The 19,886-nt window shown below is 73.8% G+C and carries 17 protein-coding genes; 6 read left to right on the forward strand and 11 right to left on the reverse strand.

Annotated elements, in window-relative coordinates:
* The first annotated feature begins 2 nt into the window (after positions 1-2).
* The 3 genes from H7827_RS28020 to H7827_RS28030 are packed head-to-tail and all read left to right on the forward strand — an operon-like array spanning position 3 to position 2,827.
* Positions 3-1,127: a sensor histidine kinase gene (locus H7827_RS28020; protein ID WP_432747810.1), complete on the forward strand. Its 1,125-nt coding sequence runs from the start codon at positions 3-5 to the stop codon at positions 1,125-1,127.
* On the forward strand, positions 1,124-1,783 hold the full coding sequence (locus H7827_RS28025; RefSeq protein WP_432747811.1) for a response regulator: 660 nt from the start codon (positions 1,124-1,126) through the stop codon (positions 1,781-1,783). The genes H7827_RS28020 and H7827_RS28025 overlap by 4 nt, the downstream gene beginning before the upstream one ends.
* Positions 1,784-1,828: 45 nt before the next feature.
* Complete coding sequence (locus H7827_RS28030; RefSeq protein ID WP_432747812.1) at positions 1,829-2,827, forward strand: MsnO8 family LLM class oxidoreductase; 999 nt, start codon at positions 1,829-1,831, stop codon at positions 2,825-2,827.
* Positions 2,828-2,837: 10 nt separating this feature from the next.
* Here H7827_RS28030 and H7827_RS28035 read toward each other — a convergent pair whose 3' ends face one another.
* The 5 genes from H7827_RS28035 to xylB all read right to left on the reverse strand — a co-directional run bounded on the left by H7827_RS28035 (position 2,838) and on the right by xylB (position 8,212).
* Entirely contained in the window at positions 2,838-3,656 is an 819-nt protein-coding gene (locus tag H7827_RS28035; protein WP_386539759.1) for an SAM-dependent methyltransferase, read from the reverse strand.
* Between the two features lie 114 nt (positions 3,657-3,770).
* The gene (locus H7827_RS28040; protein WP_262834330.1) at positions 3,771-4,550 is read right to left on the reverse strand and encodes a DUF4239 domain-containing protein; all 780 of its coding nucleotides are present in this window, start codon (positions 4,548-4,550) and stop codon (positions 3,771-3,773) included.
* Positions 4,551-4,559: 9 nt separating this feature from the next.
* Positions 4,560-5,255: a hypothetical protein gene (locus H7827_RS28045; protein WP_432747814.1), complete on the reverse strand. Its 696-nt coding sequence runs from the start codon at positions 5,253-5,255 to the stop codon at positions 4,560-4,562.
* A gap of 142 nt (positions 5,256-5,397) precedes the next feature.
* Positions 5,398-6,624: an ROK family protein gene (locus H7827_RS28050; RefSeq protein WP_432747815.1), complete on the reverse strand. Its 1,227-nt coding sequence runs from the start codon at positions 6,622-6,624 to the stop codon at positions 5,398-5,400.
* A gap of 154 nt (positions 6,625-6,778) precedes the next feature.
* Complete coding sequence (xylB, locus tag H7827_RS28055) at positions 6,779-8,212, reverse strand: xylulokinase (RefSeq protein WP_432747816.1); 1,434 nt, start codon at positions 8,210-8,212, stop codon at positions 6,779-6,781.
* A gap of 122 nt (positions 8,213-8,334) precedes the next feature.
* Here xylB and xylA point away from each other — a divergent pair, with 122 nt between their 5' ends.
* Positions 8,335-9,507, forward strand: a complete 1,173-nt coding sequence (xylA, locus tag H7827_RS28060; RefSeq protein ID WP_432747817.1) for a xylose isomerase — start codon at positions 8,335-8,337, stop codon at positions 9,505-9,507.
* 52 nt (positions 9,508-9,559) lie between these two features.
* On the opposite strand, the gene H7827_RS28065 is transcribed toward xylA, so the two are convergent.
* Both H7827_RS28065 and H7827_RS28070 read right to left on the reverse strand, forming a co-directional pair.
* Positions 9,560-10,621, reverse strand: a complete 1,062-nt coding sequence (locus H7827_RS28065; protein WP_432747818.1) for a LacI family DNA-binding transcriptional regulator — start codon at positions 10,619-10,621, stop codon at positions 9,560-9,562.
* Positions 10,622-10,873: 252 nt separating this feature from the next.
* On the reverse strand, positions 10,874-12,778 hold the full coding sequence (locus H7827_RS28070) for a glycoside hydrolase family 127 protein (RefSeq protein WP_432747819.1): 1,905 nt from the start codon (positions 12,776-12,778) through the stop codon (positions 10,874-10,876).
* A gap of 134 nt (positions 12,779-12,912) precedes the next feature.
* On the opposite strand from H7827_RS28070, the gene H7827_RS28075 reads away from it, so the two are divergent.
* Positions 12,913-14,688, forward strand: coding sequence for a family 43 glycosylhydrolase (locus tag H7827_RS28075; RefSeq protein ID WP_432747820.1), 1,776 nt, complete (start codon positions 12,913-12,915; stop codon positions 14,686-14,688).
* Complete coding sequence (locus H7827_RS28080; protein WP_386539751.1) at positions 14,685-16,127, forward strand: RICIN domain-containing protein; 1,443 nt, start codon at positions 14,685-14,687, stop codon at positions 16,125-16,127. The genes H7827_RS28075 and H7827_RS28080 overlap by 4 nt, the downstream gene beginning before the upstream one ends.
* 66 nt (positions 16,128-16,193) lie before the next feature.
* On the opposite strand, the gene H7827_RS28085 is transcribed toward H7827_RS28080, so the two are convergent.
* From H7827_RS28085 to H7827_RS28100, 4 genes are all read right to left on the reverse strand, one after another.
* Positions 16,194-17,156 carry a DMT family transporter gene (locus tag H7827_RS28085; protein ID WP_386539750.1) on the reverse strand — a complete coding sequence of 321 codons (963 nt, stop codon included), beginning with the start codon at positions 17,154-17,156 and terminating at the stop codon, positions 16,194-16,196.
* Positions 17,157-17,360: 204 nt separating this feature from the next.
* Positions 17,361-18,149, reverse strand: coding sequence for an alpha/beta fold hydrolase (locus H7827_RS28090; RefSeq protein ID WP_432747822.1), 789 nt, complete (start codon positions 18,147-18,149; stop codon positions 17,361-17,363).
* 196 nt (positions 18,150-18,345) lie between these two features.
* Entirely contained in the window at positions 18,346-19,551 is a 1,206-nt protein-coding gene (locus H7827_RS28095; protein ID WP_432747823.1) for an ROK family transcriptional regulator, read from the reverse strand.
* On the reverse strand, positions 19,548-19,853 hold the full coding sequence (locus H7827_RS28100; protein WP_046722635.1) for a hypothetical protein: 306 nt from the start codon (positions 19,851-19,853) through the stop codon (positions 19,548-19,550). The genes H7827_RS28095 and H7827_RS28100 overlap by 4 nt, the downstream gene beginning before the upstream one ends.
* Positions 19,854-19,886 lie beyond the last annotated feature (33 nt).

The following is a 19,886-nucleotide window of genomic DNA, read 5'->3' on the forward strand; positions in this document are numbered from 1 at the left end:
GCATGGTCACCCGCAGCAGACGCGACTGGATCGTCGACATCACCGCCATCGCCGTCGCCGCCTGCTTCTCCGTGCTCACCTCCGGGGTGCTCTTCGGCGAGGTGCGCCATCCGCACTGGCTGCTGGTGCTCGACCAGATCGCGGCCGCCGGGGCCTGCGCCGCCCTGTGGCTGCGCCGCCGCCACCCCTTCGCGCTCGCCCTCGTCCTCGTCGTGCTGAGCGCCTTCTCGCACTTCATGGGCGGCCCGCTGTGGGTGGCGCTGTTCACCGCCGCCGTCCACTGCCGGCCCCGCGCGGTGGCCCTGCTGGTCGGCATCCAGCTCCTCCTGCGCCCCATCGGGCTGGCGCTGCGCCCCGAGTCGCAGGTCCCGGACGAACTGGCCCTCGCCGCGTCGCTGGTGGCGATGACCGCCGTCATCAGCTGGGGGATGACCGTACGGTACCGGCGCCGGCTGATCGCCACCCTCTACGAGCAGGCCCAGCGCGCCACCCGGGAGAGCATCGCCCGCGAGATGCACGACGTCCTCGCCCACCGGCTCTCGCTGCTCAGCGTGCACGCGGGCGCCCTGGAGTACGCCGCGGGGGCCTCACCGCAGGACGTGCGGCGGGCCGCCGGGGTGATCCGGTCATCCGCCCACCAGGCCCTGGAGGAACTGCGCGACGTCATCGGCGTGCTGCGCGCCGCCCCCGGGGAGGAACCGGGCACCGAAGGCACCCGCCCCCAGCCCACCCACCGCGAACTGCCGCGGCTGGCCGAGGAGTCCCGGCTGGCCGGTGCCCGCGTCACCCTGGACCAGCGGCTGGCCCCACCCGACGCCGACGCCCTGCCGGAGAACACCGGACGCACGGTGTACCGGATCGTCCAGGAAGGGCTCACCAACGCCCGCAAGCACGCCCCCGGCGCCGAGACCACCGTCACGGTGGACGGCGCCCGCGGCACCGGCGTCACCGTCGAGATCCGCAACCCGCTCGGCGCCCCGCAACGCCCCGGCGCCCGGCTGATCCCGGGATCGGGGCGCGGCCTGACGGGACTGCGCGAACGCGTGGCGCTCGCGGGCGGCCGGATCGAGGCCGGCCGGGACCGGGGACACTTCCGGCTGCACGCCTGGCTACCGTGGCCCCCATGACGATCCGGGTACTCCTCGTGGACGATGATCCGCTGGTCCGTGCCGGGCTGCGGCTGATGCTCGGCGCCGCCCCCGACCTGCGGGTGGTGGGGGAGGCGGCGGACGGTGCGGAGGTCGGCGCGCTGGTGGCGCGGCTGGCGCCCGACGTGGTGCTGATGGACATCAGGATGCCGGGGACGGACGGGCTCACCGCCACCGAGGCCCTGCGCGCCGCGCCCGACCCGCCCGAGGTGGTGGTGCTGACCACCTTCCACGCCGATGACCAGGTGCTGCGGGCGCTGCGCGCCGGGGCGGCCGGCTACGTCCTCAAGGACACCCCGCCCGCCGAGATCGTTGAGGCGGTACGCCGGGTCGCGGCCGGTGACCCGGTGCTCTCCCCGGCCGTCACCCGGCGGCTGATCGGCACCCTCACCAGCGCCGGACGCGACACCCGCCGCGCCCGCCGCCGGCTGGACTCCCTCGCGGAGCGCGAACGGGAGGTCGCCGTCGCGGTGGGCCGCGGACTGTCCAACGCCGAGATCGCCGCCGCCCTGTATCTGAGCGTCCCCACCGTCAAGGCGTACGTCTCCCGCGTCCTCACCAAGCTGGACCTGAACAACCGGGTGCAGATCGCGCTGCTCGCCCAGGACGCCGGCGTCATCGACCGGGAATCCTGAGCGCCCACCGCTGTTGCATCTGGTGTGGATGCGACAACGAGGACGGTGCGCTGGTCGGTACTGGACCGGGCGCTGATCAGGCGCGGGCAGAGTGCCGCCGGGGCGCTGCGGGAGACGGTGGAGTTCGCGGCGGAGATCGAACGGCTCGGCTACCGGCGGTTCTGGGTCGCGGAACACCACGCGGTGCCGGGCATCGCCGGCTCCGCGCCCACCGTGCTGGCCGCGGCCGTGGCGGCCGCCACCTCCCGCATCAGGGTCGGGACGGGCGGGGTGATGCTCCCCAACCACCGGCCGCTGGTGGTCGCCGAGCAGTTCGGCGTGCTGGAGGCGCTCTTCCCGGGCCGCATCGACATGGGGCTCGGCCGCTCGGTCGGCTTCACCGGGCCGGTCCGCCGCGCCCTCGGTGTCGACAAGTCGGCCGCCGACCGCTTCGACGAACAACTCACCGAGCTGCTGAGCTACTTCGGGGAGATCCCCACCGACGGTGCGGTCCTGACCGCGATGCCCTCCCAGGGGCTGCGGGTCCCGGCCCATCTGCTGGCGGTCGGCTCCGGCGCGGAGATCGCCGCCGCCCACGGGCTGCCCGTGGTGATGGCCCTGCACGCCGACACCGACCGGACCGTGGCCGCGCTGGAGCGCTACCGGGCCGGCTTCCGGCCCTCCGCCCAGCAGCCGCGGCCGTACGTCCTGCTCGCCGTCAACGCCGCCGTCGCCGCGACCCACGAGGAGGCGGCACTGCTCCAGCTCCCCGAGGCGTGGGCCACCGCCCGCTCGCGGATCGACGGGGTCTTCCCGCCGCTGGACCCGCCCCGGGAGATCGCCGCCCGCTCGATGACCGAGCGCGAGCGCGGCTACGTCGAGCAGACCAGGGCCGGTCAGCTGTACGGGGACGCGCCCGCGATGGCCGCGCGGCTCGACGCGCTGATCGCGCGGACCGGCGCGGACGAGGTGCTGGTCACGCTCAACACCCACGATCCGGCCGACCGCCTCGACTCCTACCGGCGGCTGGCCGCGCTCGCCGCTCTGCCCGGCGGCGCGGCCTGAACCCGCGGTCCTACTTCTTGTACGCGATGCCGCCGCTCATCAGCCGCTGCGCCACGCTCAGCGGCTCGTCGACCGGCTGCTCGGGGCGCCATTGCGGCAGGGCCACCACGCCGGGCTCCTGGAGGTCGTACCCCTCGAAGTAGTCCTCGATCTCCGCCATCGTGCGGAACCGGCCGGTGCCCAGGAACTCCAGCATCGTCTCCTCCACGGCGCGGGCCTCCGGGCCCGTGTCGCTGAAGCAGGTGATGGCCAGGTAACTGCCGGACGGCACCGCCGACATGTACGACTGGACGATCCCCTTGGGGTCCTCGTCGTCGTGCAGGTGGTGCAGGATGCCGATCAGCAGCACCCCGACCGGCTGCGAGAAGTCGATCAGCCGCCGCACGTCGGGGTGGCCGAGCACCCCCTGCGGATCGCGCAGGTCCGCCGTGACCACGGCCGTCTGGTCATCGACCTGGAGCAGCGCCTGGCCGTGGGCGAGCACGATCGGGTCGTTGTCGACGTAGACCACGCGCGCCTCGGGGGCGTGCCGCTGCGCCACCTGGTGGGTGTTCTCCAGGGTCGGCAGCCCCGCGCCGAGGTCGATGAACTGGCGTATGCCGGCCTCGGCGGCCAGATACCGGACGATCCGGCCCAGGATCTGCCGGTTGTACTGACCCACGTCGCCGATGTGCGGCATGGTGACGCGCACCTGGTCGGCGACGACCCGGTCGACGTCGTAATGGTCCTTGCCACCGAGAACGGCGTCGTACACCCGTGCGATGCTCGGCTTGCTGGTATCGATGAAAGTGGACTTGCCCTGCTCGGAGGCGGTGTTCTCGTGTGACATCGCGGTTCTCCATCCCTCAGCACGTGCGGGTCAGACTAACCGCGCCCCACCAGCCCCGCGAAGGTGCCCCGAGCTAAGCCGACATCGTGTCAAGTACACGAAAAGCGAATGGAGTTACTCATCGGGCAGTACCTGCGGGAAGAGGGTGCGGAACGCCTCCGTCGAGTCGGAGAGCCCACGGGCGAACGGGGCGTCGAAATGCCAGATGAGGTACAGCAGGAACACGATCAGTGCGCTGAAGAGCCCCGCCAGCAGCAATTCGCGCCCGGTGCGCCGGATCTGGAGCGCGAACAGCATCCCCACCACCACGACGGCCCCGGTGATCAGCCCCAGCCACACCACGCCCGGCAGCGTGGACTCCGCGCTCATCCCCCGGGAGGTGCGCGCCTCCGAGGCGGTCGCCAGCTGATGGTGCATGCCCTCGTACGCGTAGCTCTCCGGCGCCGTGAATGGCTCCAGCGCGGCCACGCTCTGCCGCACCGCGGCGAACAGCAGATCGCCCTCCTCGCTCAGCCCCTCGTTGTCGATCATGTACGGCCACTCCTCGTCGACCGTGTAACCGACGTACGCCTCCACGGACTCCCGTACGCCCTCCTGGCTCGCGGCGGGGAACGCCTGGGCGCGCTCGCCGAGTTCGTGCAGCGCCTGGGCCTCCTGGCGCACCCATTCCTCGGCCGCGCCGCGTTCCTCCCAGACACCGGCGATGGCCAGTCCGAGCACGATGGCGTACACCACGCCCACCATCATCGTCATGTACTCGATCACGTCCGGGGTTTCGGACGGATCGGCCGCTTGATCGTGGACGGTCGCGCGGCGGTGCCGCAGCTGCACGATCACGAAGATCACCGCGCAGGTGGCGATGATCAGGAGCAGGAGAGTGAACCAGTCGGACAATCGGGTCTCCTAGGAGGTGCCGCGCGCGCCCGGCCGGGTCCGCGGGCGAAGGATCGCGGCGGCCAGCACAGCGGGGGCGAGGATGAGCAGGGTGCGGGTGGTCATCGGCATGCCGTGGTCGGGCCGGTCCGGGCCGGCCGGGGGCGGCCCGGCGACGATCTGCACCGGCGCGGATTCCGGCTCGGGTTCGGGTTCCGGCTCGGGGGCCGGCCGGGGTGCGGGTTCCGGCTCGGGCGCCGGCGGCGGGGCGGTCGCCGGTGGCGGTTCGGGGGCCGGCGCCGGGGGAACGGCCTCCGGCTCGGGTTCCGGCTCCGGCTCGGGCTCGGGTTCCGGCTCGGGCGCCGGTGGCGGCACCGGTTCGGAGGGCTCGGGTGGCGCGGGCGGTTCGGGCACGGGCGGCGTCGGTGGCTCGGTGGGCTCCGGAGGCTCGGGCGGGAGACAGATCCCGTCGGAGATCACCACGGACGAGCCGCCGCGCGACGCGCTCACCGACACCGAGGAACACCCGCAGCGACCGCCGGCCCGGATCACCACGGAGGCGGAGCCACCAGGGCCGTCCGCCTCGATGGTCAGGCTGAGATCGGAGCCGGGGCCGAACGGCTCCGGCCCCGGCGTCTTGGCGGCCGCCCCCGAGGCGGCGGCCAGCACGAGGAACGCGCACCCGACACCGACCGCGCCGCGTCGCATTTGCTGCCCAGTGGTCACGGGGGCGATTGTGCGCGGGGCGTCCGCGAGGTCGCACGGCCGAGACCATGTTTTCGCCTGATGTGATGAAAAACGGTTCAGGGGCGCATGATGCGGCGCGGCACGCTCACGCGACCCCGAACTGCCTCTGAACGCCGCCTCATCAGGCCATCCGACCGTCCCCGGGCGGCGCCAGCAGCCGGGCGGGCGTATCCAGCGCGCCCCGCACCGCGCTGCGCGCCGCTCCCAACAGCGGCCCCGCCGGGCCGATCAGCGAACCGGTCACCGGCGTCTCGGTGGTACGGCCGCCCGCCGTCAGCATGGTGCGGCGCGCCAGTTCCCGGCGGACCGGCGGCAGCAGCCAGGGTGTGAGCCGCGCCAGCGAACCGCCGATCACCACCCGCTGCGGATCCAGCAGATTGACCGCCCCCGACAGCGCGATGCCCAGTGCCGTACCCGCCTGCCGCACCGCCCGCAGCGCGGCCGGGTCCTGCGCCGTGCAGCGGTCGGCCAGTTCACCGGTACGCTCCCCGGGATCGCCCCGGAGGTCCAGCCCCGCGGCGCGCAACAGCGCCGCCTCTCCGGCATAGGTCTCCAGGCAGCCCCGGGCGCCGCACGAGCACAGCGGCCCACCGGGCCGCACCGGAACATGGCCCAACTCGCCCGCGAAACCGTGTGCACCGCGCAGCACGGCCCCGTCGACCACGATCGCGGCCCCGATCCCGATCCGGGCGGACACATGGACGAAGCTGCCGGGCCCGTCCGCGCCCGGATCCCCCCACAACTCGGCCAGCGCCCCGTAGTTGGCCTCGTTGTCGACCCTCAGCGGGAACGGTCCCGACGGCAGCAGCGGCGCGAGATCCACCTCGCTCCACCCCAGGTTGGGCGCGCGGGTGACCGTCGCGGTGCCCCGGGCCACCAGCCCCGGCACCGCCACCGCCAGCCCCGCCGGCCACAGGCCGAGCGCGCCGGCCTCGGCGGCCAGCGCCTCCAGCAGCGTGGCCAGTTCGGCCAGCACCGGCTCCGGATCGCTGCCCGCCGGCCGCAGCCGCCGCTCCAGGCGGGCCCGCACCGTACCGCGCAGATCCATCGCACACACCGTCAGGTGATCGACCCCGATCTCGGCCCCGAACCCGCACGGCCCCCGGTTCGCGAGCAGGAGTTGGCTGCCCGGGCGCCCCACCGACCCGGACCGGCCGGGACCGCGCTCGCTGAGCAGCCCGCCCCGCAGCAACTCGTCCACCAGCGTGGACACCGCCGCTCTGGTCAGCCCGATCCGCCCGGCCACTTCCGCGCGCGACAGCGCTCCCTGGTCGGCGAGGGAGTGCAGCACCCGCGAGAGGTTGTGCTGCCGCAACTGCGCCTGGGACTGCGGGGATCTGGGCGTCAACGGACCTCCTGGGCCAGGATCGACGGATGGGGGAGCGGGGCGGCGAACGGAGCCCGCGGGCGGTCCCCGGTGCCGCGAGCGGCGCGGGTGGCCGGAACGGGCGGCGAACCGCCGCGGACGCCCGCCACCCGCCCCGCACCGCTCCCGGTGCCGCTCAAGGGCGGCCCAGCAGCGGACCCGCGTCACGCAGCGTCGCCGACAGCCGCTCCAGCGCCGCCTCGTCGCGCTCCACCGCCGCGTACGCCGGGCCCTGCGCGGTGTCCCACTCCCGGGCCACCGCCGCCGCCTCGCGGCCCAGCAGCAGGCCCGCGGCCTGTGCCGCCGCGCCCAGGGCGACCAGTTCCTGGGCCCGGGGGACGACGACCGGACGCCCGGACAGCCGGCGGACCGTCTCGCGCCAGGCCACCCCGCGCGCTCCGCCGCCGATCAGCAGGATCGGCGCCGCCGGGTCGGCGTCCTCGTCCAGGACCCGGTCCAGCGCCTCCAGGAGGGCGAACACCGCCCCGTCGTAGGCCGCCTGCAGCACCTGGCCGCCGCTCGTGTCGTGCCGCAGGCCGGTCAGCAGCCCGCTCGCGTACGGCAGGTCCGGGGTGCGCTCACCGTCGAGGAACGGCAGCACCACGGCCTCGCCGCCGCTCTCCACCGCCTCGCGCTCGCGGCCCAGCAGGGCCGCGAACCGGTCCACGGCCACCGTGCAGTTGAGCGTGCAGGCCAGCGGCAGCCAGTGCCGCCCCGCGTCCGCGAACCCGGCCACCACGCCGCTGCCGTCCGCCGACCGCCGTTCGGAGACCGCGTACACCGTGCCCGAGGTGCCCAGGCTCAGGACCGGCTGCCCGGGCGCCAGGCCGAGCCCCAGCGCGCCCGCCATGTTGTCGCCGGTGCCGCCCGCCACCAGGATGCCCTCGGGCAGCGGCAGCCCGGCCCGCACCGTCCCCGCCGGCTCACCGGCCGCCACCACACGCGGCAGCGCGGCGGGGTCCAGGCCGATGTGGGCCAGGATCTCCGCGTCGTAGGACTCGCTCGCCGAGGACCACCAGCCGCTGCCCGAGGCGTCACCGCGATCGGTGGTGCCACCGCTCACCCCCTGCCCGGTCAGCCGCCCGGTCAGATAGTCGTGCGGCAGCCGCACCGCCCGCGTGGCGGCCGCCGCGTGCGGCTCGTGCTCGCGCAGCCAGGCCCACTTGGTGGCCGTGAAGGAGGTGGCCGGCACGCTGCCGGTGCGCTCCGCCCACCAGGCCGCCCCGCCCAGCTCCTCGACCAGCCGGTCGCGCTGCGGAGCCGAACGGGTGTCGTTCCACAGCAGCGCGTTGCGCACCGGGAGGCCGTCCGCGTCCAGCGTCACCAGGCCGTGCTGCTGCCCGGCCACCGAGACCGCCGCGGCCTCCCGTATCACCGGACCGCACTGGTCCAGGGCCTCGCCCAGCGCCTGCCACCACTGCTCGGGGTCGCTGTCGCCCTCCGCGGTGACGACGTGCGGCGCCTGGCCGCGCGCCACCACCGTGCCGGTGGCGGCGTCCACCACGAGCGCCTTGGTGGACTGCGTGGAGGAATCCACGCCCACCACGAGGGGTCCATCGGGTGCGGCCATGATCGCGTCCTTCCGTCGCCCGGCGCCGATGGTGGCGGCCGGGGGCTTCCACTCCGGGGCAGGGGCATACTAATTTGTCAACGGACATGACGAATAGCCGCAGCACACGCCGAGGAGCCGCGATGTCTTACCAGCCCACCCCCGACGACAGGTTCACCTTCGGTCTGTGGACCGTCGGCTGGCGCGGCAACGACCCGTTCGGGGACGCCACCCGCCCCGCCCTGGACCCGGTCGAGTCCGTCCACCGGCTCGCCGAGCTGGGCGCGCACGGCGTGACCTTCCACGACAACGACCTCATCCCCTTCGACGCCACCGAGACCGAGCGCGACGCCATCGTCAAGCGCTTCAAGGCCGCCCTGGAGGCCACCGGGATGAAGGTCCCGATGGCCACCACCAACCTCTTCACCCACCCCGTCTTCAAGGACGGCGGCTTCACCGCCAACGACCGCGACGTGCGCCGCTACGCCCTGCGCAAGACCATCCGCAACATCGACCTCGCCGTCGAACTGGGCGCCCAGACCTACGTCGCCTGGGGCGGGCGCGAGGGCGCCGAGTCCGGCGGGGCCAAGGACGTCCGCGACGCCCTGGACCGGATGAAGGAGGCCTTCGACCTGCTCGGCGACTACGTCACCGAGCAGGGCTACGACCTGCGCTTCGCCATCGAGCCCAAGCCCAACGAGCCGCGCGGCGACATCCTGCTGCCCACCGTCGGCCACGCCCTCGCGTTCATCGAGCGCCTGGAGCGACCCGAGCTGTTCGGCGTCAACCCCGAGGTCGGCCACGAGCAGATGGCCGGGCTCAACTTCCCGCACGGCATCGCCCAGGCGCTGTGGGCGGGCAAGCTCTACCACATCGACCTCAACGGCCAGCACGGCACCAGGTACGACCAGGACCTGCGGTTCGGCGCCGGCGACACCCGCGCCGCGTTCTGGCTCGTCGACCTGCTGGAGCGGTCCGACTACACCGGCCCGCGGCACTTCGACTTCAAGCCGCCGCGCACCGAGGACATCTCCGGTGTGTGGGCCTCGGCCGCCGGCTGCATGCGCAACTACCTGATCCTCAAGGACCGGGCCGCCGCCTTCCGCGCCGACCCGGAGGTCGCCGAGGCGCTGCGTGCCTCCCGCCTGGACGAGCTGGCCAGGCCCACGCTGGAGCCTGGGGAGACCGCCGCCGCGCTGCTGGCCGACAAGAGCGCCTTCGAGGAGTTCGACGCGACCGCCGCCGCCGAGCGCGGCATGGCGTTCGAGGCCCTGGACCAGCTGGCGATGGACCACCTGCTGGGCGTCCGCGGCTGACCCCGGCACCCGCCCGGCCGCCGTACTCGCCTCTGGAGGGCCGGTACGGCGGTCAGGCCGGTGCCCCGGTGGCGGCACGGGTGCGGGGCGGCGCGGTGGAGTCGCGCAGCACCAGGCGGGTGGACAGCTCGGTACGCACTTCTTCCGGCCGGTCGCCCGCCATCGTCCGCAGCAGCAGCCGCAGCGCGGTGCCCGCCATCTCGGCCAGCGGCTGGCGCACCGTGGTCAGCCCCGGACTCGCCCAGCGGGCCTGGGGCAGATCGTCGAAGGACACCACACTCATCTCGCGCGGCACCCGCAGCCCGCGCGCGGCCAGCGCCCGGTACGCGCCGAGCCCCATCGGATCGGAGCAGGTGAACACGGCGGTCGGCGGCTCGGGCAGTGCCAGCAGCCGTTCCATCTCCCGCCGGGCGCCCTCCTCGCAGAACCCTCCGTACCTCACGTACTCCGGCGGTACCCGCAGCCCGGCCGCCGCCATCGCCGAGCGGTAGCCGGCCATCCGCGCCGTGCTGCACTGCTTGCGCCGGAAGCCGCCGATCACCGCGATCCGCCGGTGTCCCAGGGCGATCAGATGCTCGGTGGCACTCACCCCGCCCTGCCAGTTGGTGGCGCCCACCGAGGGGACCCCGGGCGGAGGTTCGAGCACCGGGTCGATCAGCACGAACGGGATGCCGTGCCGGTCCAGCCAGGTGTACTGGGCGGTGCTCAGCTCGGCCAGATTGAACAGCATCCCGGCCGACCCCCTGGCGCGCAGCCGGTCGAGCCAGCCGCGCTCGGGACGGCCGCCACGCGTCCTGGTCAGCGCGGCCGAGACCACCACGGACACCCCTGCCTCGTGCGCGGCCTCCTCCACCCCGTGCAGCACCGCGCCCGACCACGGCGAATCCAGCTGATGCATCACCAGATCGACCAGCGCCGGGGCCCGTCCGGCGGTGATCCGGGGCCGGCGCACATAGCCCAGCCGGTCCAGCGCCTCGGTGACCCGCCGCCGGGTCTCGGGGGAGACGTCCTCACGCCCGTTGGCGACCTTGGAGGCGGTGGGCACCGACACCCCCGCCTCCCTGGCGATCACGGCGAGTGTCGGCCCTGCGGCCGTCGCTGCGGGACGGACCATGCGAACTCCTACTCTCCCGGCCCCGTCCGGCGAGAATTCCCACTCTCCCGGGTGCACCGGTCGGCGCATTGACCTGGCAGCAAGCGCTTCCTACGGTAATGGCGGCCCACCGGCCTGGGAAGGGCCCCACGAGCGAGCGCGGCCACCACGGACGGCTTTCGCGACCCCTGCCCGACATCCCGAACAGTCGCCCGCCCCGCCCCGCCCCGCTCCGTCGGAGGCGCCTTCCCGTCCTTTCCTCCGGCGTGCCCGTCACGCCCGTGGTACCCACACCCGCATCGCGCCGTCCGCGCGGTTGGCCCAGGCGCAGTACGGCACTGCCGTCAGTTCGACCGGTTCGCCCGCCGGTTCCGGTGCGTCCGCTCCGTAGGGCCACCCCTCCTCGCGGTACCCGGCGGCGCGGGCCCGGCCGCCCGCCGTCAGGACCGTGACGCCGCCCAGCAGTTCCGGCCGGTGTTCGGCCTCGGGGGTGATCGCCGGATCCAGGGTCAGCGCGTCCAGGCGTACTCCCGGCGGCAGATCGGTCTGCTCCAGGCAGTACACCAGCGGCCCCCGCTCCAGCGCGAGGGTGCCGCGCAACGCGTCGACGCGCGGGTCCGGCCGGGTGAAGCGGACCTCCAGCGGCAGCTCCAGCACCACCCGCTCCCCGGCCGACCAGGCCCGCTCAAGACGCAGCCAGCCGGTGTCCGGTCGCTCCAGCGTCCGGCCGTCCAGCCGGACGCGGTCCGCCCACGGCGGGACGCGCAGCGCCAGCGTCCAGGAGCCGGCCGGTGCCTCGTCCACCGTGATCGCGATCCGCCCGTCCCACGGATAGTCACCGGCCACCGTCACCGTGCCGCCGCCCGCCGTGTACGTACCGGCCGCGTACTGGTGCAGTTGCAGGCCCGTGCCGTCGCCGCTGGCCAGGTAGTGCGGCAACGAGGCGAGCAGCCGCATCACATTGGGCGGGCAGCAGGCGCACCGGAACCACGGCGTGCGGCGCGCCGTGTGGTCGCCGGGCCGGAACTCGTACTCCTCGCGCACCTGGAGCGGGTTGACGTACAGCCAGTGCTCCCCGTCCAGGCCCACCCCGGACAGGAAGCCGTTGTACAGCGTGCGTTCGATCAGGTCCGAGTAGCGTGCCTCTCCCGTCAGCAGCGCCATCCGCCAGCTGAACTGGACGGAGGCGATGGCGGCGCAGGTCTCCGCGTACGCCCGGTCCGGCGGCAGTTCGTACGCCTCGCCGAAAGCCTCGCCCTCGTGGCGGGCGCCGACCCCGCCGGTCAGATACGTCTTGGTGGCCGCCGTCACCGTCCACAGCCGCGCCAGGGCGTCCCGCAGTTCCGCCTCCCCGGTCTCGGTGGCCAGATCGGCGGCCCCGGCCAGCAGGTACAGCTGCCGTACTGCGTGGCCGGTGGCGGTCCGCGCCTCGCGCACCGGCTCCTGGTCCTGCCAGTAGGGGGAGCCGGGCGTGGGCGCACCGCCCCGCCGGAAGCCGGCCTCCAGCGAGCCGTGGCCGCGCAGGTCAACGAAGTACGCGGCGAGGTCGAGCCAGCGCCGCTCGCCGGTCTCCCGGTACAGCTCCACCAGGGCGGTCTCGATCTCCGGGTGCCCGCACACGGCGTCCACGGCCCGGCCTTCACCGAAGGTGGCCTCGATATGGGCGGCGAACCGCAGCGCCACCTCCAGCAGGGCGGTGCGTCCGGTGGCCCGGTGGTGCGCGACGGCGGCCTGGATGAGGTGGCCCGCGCAGTACAGCTCGTGGCCCCAGCCCAGCTCCTTCCACCGGCGTTCGGGGTGCTTGACCTGGTAGTAGGTCTGGAGGTACCCGTCGGGTTCCTGGGCGGCGGCCAGCAGCGCGATCAACCGGTCCACCTCCCGCTCCAGCTCCCCGTCCGGGCCGTGCGCCAGCTGCCAGGACGCCGCTTCGAGCCATTTGTGCACATCGGAGTCCTGGAACGGGAAATCCCCGGTGAAAGCCGTCTCGGTGCCACCGGCCGCGGCCCGCAGATTGGCGAGATTTCCGGCCGCCTCCAGCTTCGCCGGGCCCTGCGGAATGCTGACGGCGGCATTGGTCCGCCGCCTCGCCGCCCAGAATCCGCCGGTGATCCGTGCGTCGTCGGCCGGCCGCAGCCGGGCGTGCGCGCCGTGCGTCAGTCGTATCGGGCCGTCCGTCATACCGAACTTCCTTTCCGCAAGCGTTTACTGCGACGCAGATCGACAGTCATACGTCCGTTTTCTGTTTCTTTCGAAAGTTCTCGGCTGCCCGGGAGGACTCCCGCCCGGGCGGTGCGGCGCTTACCGTAACGGGCATGTCCCACCATGCGCCGTCGTACACCAATCCCCTGATCCGGCAGCGCGCCGATCCGCACATCACGCGACGCCCGGACGGCCGTTACTGGTTCACCGCCACCGTGCCCGCGTACGACCGCATCGTGCTGCGCCACGCCGACACGCTCCAGGGCCTGTCCACGGCGCGCGAACACACCGTCTGGAAACGCCACGCCGGCGGAGAGATGAGCTCCCACATCTGGGCGCCCGAACTCCACTACATCGACGGCGCCTGGTACCTCTACTTCGCCGCCGGGCGCGCCGAGGACCCGTGGGCGATCCGCATGTACGTCCTGCGCAACGCCTCGCCCGACCCACTGACCGGAGTGTGGAGCGAACTGGGTCAACTGCGCACCCCGTGGGACAGCTTCTCGCTGGACGCCACCACCTTCGAGCACCGGGGCACCCGTTACCTCGCCTGGGCCCAGCACCACCCGCAGCGGGAGAACAACACCTCGCTGTTCCTGGCCGCGATGGACACCCCGTGGTCGGTCACCGGTGCTCCGCTGGAGGTCAGCCACCCGGAACTGGACTGGGAGACCGTCGGGTTCAAGGTGAACGAGGGCCCGGCCGTGCTGATCCGCAACGGCCGGGTGTTCCTCACCTACTCGGCCGCCGCCACCGACGCCAACTACTGCGTGGGGCTGCTCACCGCCGACGCCGACAGCGATCTGCTGGACGCGGCCTCCTGGACGAAGAGCCCGGTGCCCGTGTTCCGCAGCAGCGAGCAGACGGGCCAGTACGGCCCCGGGCACAACAGCTTCACCGTCGCGGAGGACGGTACGACCGACATCCTGGTCCACCACGCGCGCGGCTACCGCGACATCACCGGCGACCCCCTGGACGACCCCAACCGGCACACCCGGATCCAGCCGCTGGGCTGGCACCCGGACGGCACGCCCGACTTCGGGGTGCCCGCCGCGGACGGACGCACCGATCCGCTCCCGGTGACGGGAGCGTCGACCGGCTTCCGGTACACGCTGACGGGCTTCACCCAGCACGGCGAGGCGTCCCTGTTCACCGCCGAGTCCGCCGACGCGCTGCACTACGAGCCGCTGCCCGGGCCCGGTTACGTCCCGCCCGCCGGCCTGCTGCGCGACCCCAGCCTGCTGCGGCACACCGACGGTTACTACTACCTCGTCTACACCACCGGCTGGGAGGGCGACACCATCGGCTTCGCACGCAGCGCCGACCGGCTGCGCTGGAGCCATCTGCGCGACCACCGGCTGCGGGTGCCGGGCCTGGCGCGCACCTGGGCGCCGGAGTTCTTCCGCGACGAGGACGGCAGCATCCATGTGATCGTCTCCCTGGACACCACGGGGGACCATCGCTTCACCCCCCACGTGCTCACCGCGACCGGCGGGAGCCTGACCTCCTGGACGGAGCCGCAGCCGATGGCAGGTCTTGACGGGTCCAACTACATCGACACCTGTGTGATCCGCGTGGACGGCACCTATCACGCGATCACCAAGCAGGAGACCACCAAATACCTGGAGCACGCCACCGCCCCGTCCCTGCGGGGCCCGTACACCGTGAAGGGCACCGGCGACTGGGCCGGCTGGGGCAACTGGGTCGAGGGCCCATCCCTGGTGCCGCTGGACGGCGGCGGCTGGCGGCTGTACTACGACGCGTACCGGGACGGCGCCTATCGCTACAGCGACACCCACGACGGGCTGCGCACCTGGAGCACCCCGCGCGAGCTGCCCGGACTGTCCGGCACCGTACGGCACTTCTCGGTCCTGCGGGAGGAGATATGAGGACCTCGCGCGGAGCGTGGCGGCTGTCGGTCGCCGCTGTCCTGGGGCTGCTGCTCTCGCTGCTGACGGTCTCCCCGGCGCAGGCCGCCCCGGTGTCGGTGCTCAACGGCACCCAGTTCACGGACCCAGGCGGCCAGCCGGTGCACGCGCACGGCGGCGGGGTCATCGAGGTGGACGGCTACTACTACTGGTTCGGTGAGAACCGGCAGGAGAACAGCAACGGCTTCCGCTACGTCTCCGCCTACCGTTCCACCGATCTGCGGAACTGGGAGTTCCGCAACCATGTGCTCACCCAGGCGTCCGCCCCCGAGTTGCAGGCCGCCAACATTGAGCGGCCCAAGGTCATCCACAACCGGGCCACCGGCCAGTTCGTGATGTGGATGCACAAGGAGAACGACCAGAACTACGCCGAGGCCCGCGCCGCCGTCGCCGTCTCCGACACGGTGGACGGCGACTACACCTGGCGCGGCAGCTTCCGCCCGCTGGACCACATGTCGCGCGACATCACCGCGTTCGTCGACGACGACGGGACCGGCTACATGGTCTCCGCCGCGCGCGAGAACTACGACCTGCACATCTACCGGCTGACCGCCGACTACACCGCCGTCGCCGCGCTGGTCGCCAACCCGTGGCCGGGCGGCCACCGCGAGGCACCCGCCCTCTTCAAGCGCGACGGCGTCTACTTCATGCTGACCTCCGGCGCCACCGGCTGGAACCCCAACCAGCAGCAGTACGCCACCGCCACCTCGCTCGCGGGACCGTGGAGCGCGATGGCCGACGTCGGCGACTCCACCACCTTCAACTCGCAGACCGCCTACGTGCTGACCATCCAGGGCACCGCCGGCACCTCCTACCTCTACATGGGCGACCGCTGGGGCAACTCCTTCGGCGGCCGGGTCAACGACTCCCGCTACGTGTGGCTGCCGCTGACCTTCCCCACCTCCCGCACCCTGAGCATGAGCTGGTCGCCCCAGCTCACCATCGACACCGCCGCGGGTACGGTGCGCGGCGAGGGCGGACCGTACCGGACGCTGGCCGCGCGGCACTCCGGCAAGTGCGTCGACATCCCCGGCCAGTCCCAGACGGTGGGGGCCCAGGCCATTCAGTACAGCTGCAACAGCGGCCTCAACCAGCGCTTCTGGACCCGGGACGCGGGCGGCGGGTACGTCGAGCTGATCTCGCGGCACAGCTCGCTGTGTCTGGCCGCCTCCGGTGGTTCGACGGCGGACGGCGCGGCCGTGGTGCAGACCACCTGTTCGGGGGCGGGCAGCCAGCAGTGGCGGCTCGCGGACGCCGGGAGCGGCCATGTCCAGCTGATCGCCCGGCACTCCGGCAAGTGCCTGGACGTCTCGGACGAGTCCACCGCCGACAACGCCCGGCTGATCCAGTACGGGTGCGGGTCCGGCGGTCACCAGCAGTGGCGGACCACGACGGTGTGAGCCGGTACGCGGTGCGCGGCGCTCCTCCCTCCCCGCGCCGGGGGAGGGAGGAGCGCCTTCGCGAACTCAGCGGCGCCGTACGGTGAGCACCAGCAGCCCGGCGACCACCAGCGCCACCCCGCCCCAGCCCCATGGGTTCAGCCGTTCACCGACCACGGCCACGCCGAGCGCGGCGGCCACCACGGGCTCGAACAGCGTCAGTACGGTCGCGGCGCTGGCCCGGACCCGGACCAGGCCCGCGCCGAAGAGCAGATAGGCCAGGCACATCGGGATCACCGCGAGATAGCCGACGACGGCGAGCCCCCGCTCCGATGCCAGCAGTTCCCCGCCGGTCAGCGCGAACAGCGGCACCAGCAGGACGGCGCCCAGCCCGAAGAGCGCGCCCATCGCGGCGCGTGAGGAGTGGCCGTGCCGGATGAGGCGCCCGGCGTAGTAGGCGTACCCGGCGTACGCGGCGCCCGCCAGCAGGCCGAGTGCCACCCCGGCCGGCACCCGCGCCCCGTCGGAGTGGCCGTGACCGCCGGCCACCACCAGGAGGGCACAGCCGCCGGCCGCCGCCCCGGTCGCGGCGACCCAGCGGCGGGTCAGTACGGCGCCGTCCAGCACGCGTTCGAGGAGGGCGGCGAAGACGGGGGCACAGCCGAGGGAGACCACCGTGCCCACGGCGACCCCGGCCCAGGCCATCGAGGTGTAGAAGGCCAGCGGGTAGATCACCACGCCCAGGGCGCCCAGCAGCGCCCAACGCAGCACCTGGGGTCCGCGGCGCAGCACGGCGAGGGCCGAGCGGCCGGCCAGGGCGAGGGTCAGCAGCCCGCCGATGCCCATGGTGCCGGCGCCGATGGCCAGGGGTGAGGCACCGGCGGGGGCGAAGGAGGCCACGGTGCCGGTGGTGCCCCACAGGGTGGCGGCGGCCAGGATCAGCGGTGTCCCGCCGCCCGTGCGGCCCCTGGAGGTGTGCGGGCCGTCCGGTACGGCGGGGGAGCCGGGGGCCGGGGAGGAAGGTGAGGGGGATGATGCGGTCGAAGACATGAGGTGAGTGCGTCCTGCTCCGTCGAGATCCGGTCGGGGATGCGGAGTGAGGACACACGGAACGAAGGCTCCGGCCCGGATCAGGTTCCGGGCGGGCCGGTCACGCGGGGATGCGCCGTGCCGTGGGCCCTCAGCGGGCGGACGGCGGCGGAGTGACGGCGTGCCAGTATGTCGATCGCATGAGCGTAAGAATAGGGGATCGGTTCAGCCCTGTGGCCCCCCGGCGCCGGTCCGCGCGCACCACCCGATCAGCAGCTCCACCAGCTCCGCGGGGCGCTCCTCGTGCGGGTAATGCCCGGTGCCCTCCCACAGCACCGCCCGCGAGAGCGGATGGTTGAACGTCGTCTCCTCCCAGCGCGCCGCCGGCCGCCCGGTGTGCAACCCCAGGGCCGGGCAGCGCCGCCGCGCCAGATACCCCTCGGCGGCCGGCCGCAGCCCGAAGGCGCCGGGCGCCAGATACATCGCCTCGCGGTACGCCAGCAGCACCGCGGGATCCATCGCCGCCATCAGCCGCTCGTGACGGGCACGCACCCACGCCGGCGTCGCCTCGGTGAAGGCGCCCCGGACGAAGCGCAGCGCCCACGCGACTCCCTCACGGCGCAGCGCCTCCTGCTCACCCGGCAGCCGGCCCGCCCGTGCCGGATCGCCGCCGTAGGCGGTGGCGATGGTCACCACCGAGCGCACCAGCTCCGGATGCTCCACCGCCAGCGCGGTCACCACCTGCCCGCCCATCGAGTGCCCCACGGCCACCACGGGGCCCGTACGGCTGCGGTGCAGCTCGGCGGCCAGCCGGTGGGCGACGGCGAGCGGCGACAGTTCGAACCCGGCCGCCGGGGTACGCCCGTGCCCCGGCAGATCGGGCACCAGCACCCGGTGCCGGGCGGCCAGCGCCGGAAGATGCGGCGCCCAGTCCTCCCCGTCGCTGCCCCAGCCGTGCACCAGCAGCAGCGGTGCCGTGCCCGTGCCACCGGGGACCTCCCCGGAATCCGTCATCCACCATGTCATCGCACACCCCCGTGGTCGCCCCACCGCCCGGCCCGGCGCGGGCAGCACAGCGGCGCCCCGTCGGCGACCCCCGGGCGGGAGAACCCGAGCGGGCCACGGCAACCCCGCCGAGGCGGGAACCGGGGGGGAAATCCGCCGCATCGGCGTCCGCGACCCGCGCACGTTCGCGCCGCACTCCCCGCCGCTACGCCAACGCGCCCTCCAGCGCGAAGGCCGCCGCCCCCAGACTCACCGGATCACCCTCGACCGGCGAGAGCACGATCTCGGCGCTCGCCAGCGGACGCCCCAGAGCGTACCGGCCGACCGCCCCCCGTACCGCCTCCAGCAGCGGCACCCCCCACTCCCGCGCCACCCAGCTACTGAGCACCACCACCTCGGGGTTGAGCAGATTCACCAGGTCGGCGACCGCAGCCCCCAGCTGGTCCGCGCACACCTCCAGTACCCGCCGCGCCACCGGATCCCCGGCAGCGCAACCGGCCGCCAGCGCCGCGATCGTGCCCATCTGGTCCCCGGGCCGCAGCAGGGTGCTCCCGGGGGCCACTTCCGTCAGCGTCCGGATGATCCCCGGCGCCCCCACATAGCTCTCCACACATCCGTGCCGCCCGCAGCGGCACGACCGGCCCCCGTGCACGAGCGTGGTGTGCCCCCACTCCCCGGCACTGTTGGAGGCACCCCGGTGTACCGCCCCGCCCAGTGCGAGCCCGGCCCCCACCCCGGTGCCCAGGTTCACCACCACCGCGTCCCGCCGCCCGCGCGCCGCCCCGAACCACAGCTCGGCCACGGTGGTGGCCCGCAGCGGATTGTCCAGGTACAGGCGGTACGGGATGTGGCGGGCCAGCAGCCCCAGCAGCGGAACCCCGTGCCAGTCCCAGTTCGCGGCGAAGACCGAGACGCCGCCCTCCCGGTCCACCATGCCCGGCATGGCGACGCCCACGCCCAGCACCGGCACCCCGGGCGGTGCCCCCCGCTCCCGCACCCGGGAGACGGCCTCGGCCGTCCGCTCCACCACCAGCTCCGGGCCGTCCTCACCGGGCGCCAGCGGCAGCCGTACGGTGGCCAGCACCCGCAGCGTGAGATCGAACAGGTCGGCGTGCACATAGGTCTCGGCCACATCGACCCCGATCAGCGCACCGCCCACCGGATCCACCGCCAGCAGCGCGGCCGGCCGGCCCCCTGCCGCATCCTCGAAACCGGCCACCCGCACCAGACCCCGCCGGTACAGCTCCCCGGTGACGGTGGCCACCGTCGCCCGGCTGAGCCCGGTGGCCGCGGCCAGCGCGGGCCGCGAGACGGGGCCGTCGGCCAGCACCTGCCGCAGCACCCGGTAACGGTTGGCGGTACGGATGAGCCGGGAGGCATCCCGCGCCCCCCGGCCGCCCGCCGCGCTCACTCCTGCTCGTCGCCCTTGTTCTTGCGACGGAACCAGCGCCGCTTGCGCGGACGCTGCGCCCGCTGCCGCCGCCGGGACGAGCTGAAGATCCAGCCTGCCGGCGGCTCGTCCGAGCGCCACGGCTGCGGGTCCGGAGCCTCGTTCTTCCAGCGCTCGGTCAGCATCCTGGTACGCGCGGTCGGCTCGGACACCTCCGCGCCACGGACGAAGTTCTCGTCCAGTACCACGTCGTCCCAGCTGTCACCGGGCTCGGGCTCGTCCTCGCCACCCCGCTCGTCCCGGCTCTTCGGCCCCGTCCCCATGACCCGCCTCCCGTCCCGCCGACTGCGTGCGGA

Origin of the sequence: Streptomyces sp. JH002 (assembly GCF_050916115.1) — a bacterium.
Lineage (GTDB): Bacteria > Actinomycetota > Actinomycetes > Streptomycetales > Streptomycetaceae > Streptomyces > Streptomyces xiamenensis.

Coding starts and splice junctions, on each gene's coding strand:
- H7827_RS28070 (WP_432747819.1), bottom strand. CDS start 12,778: ATGACGGACGGCCCGATACGACTGACGCACGGCGCGCACGCCCGGCTG.
- H7827_RS28035 (WP_386539759.1), bottom strand. CDS start 3,656: ATGTCACACGAGAACACCGCCTCCGAGCAGGGCAAGTCCACTTTCATC.
- H7827_RS28100 (WP_046722635.1), bottom strand. CDS start 19,853: ATGGGGACGGGGCCGAAGAGCCGGGACGAGCGGGGTGGCGAGGACGAG.
- H7827_RS28085 (WP_386539750.1), bottom strand. CDS start 17,156: ATGTCTTCGACCGCATCATCCCCCTCACCTTCCTCCCCGGCCCCCGGC.
- xylA (WP_432747817.1), top strand. CDS start 8,335: ATGTCTTACCAGCCCACCCCCGACGACAGGTTCACCTTCGGTCTGTGG.
- H7827_RS28090 (WP_432747822.1), bottom strand. CDS start 18,149: ATGACGGATTCCGGGGAGGTCCCCGGTGGCACGGGCACGGCACCGCTG.
- H7827_RS28025 (WP_432747811.1), top strand. CDS start 1,124: ATGACGATCCGGGTACTCCTCGTGGACGATGATCCGCTGGTCCGTGCC.
- H7827_RS28020 (WP_432747810.1), top strand. CDS start 3: ATGGTCACCCGCAGCAGACGCGACTGGATCGTCGACATCACCGCCATC.
- H7827_RS28065 (WP_432747818.1), bottom strand. CDS start 10,621: ATGGTCCGTCCCGCAGCGACGGCCGCAGGGCCGACACTCGCCGTGATC.
- H7827_RS28080 (WP_386539751.1), top strand. CDS start 14,685: ATGAGGACCTCGCGCGGAGCGTGGCGGCTGTCGGTCGCCGCTGTCCTG.
- H7827_RS28075 (WP_432747820.1), top strand. CDS start 12,913: ATGTCCCACCATGCGCCGTCGTACACCAATCCCCTGATCCGGCAGCGC.
- xylB (WP_432747816.1), bottom strand. CDS start 8,212: ATGGCCGCACCCGATGGACCCCTCGTGGTGGGCGTGGATTCCTCCACG.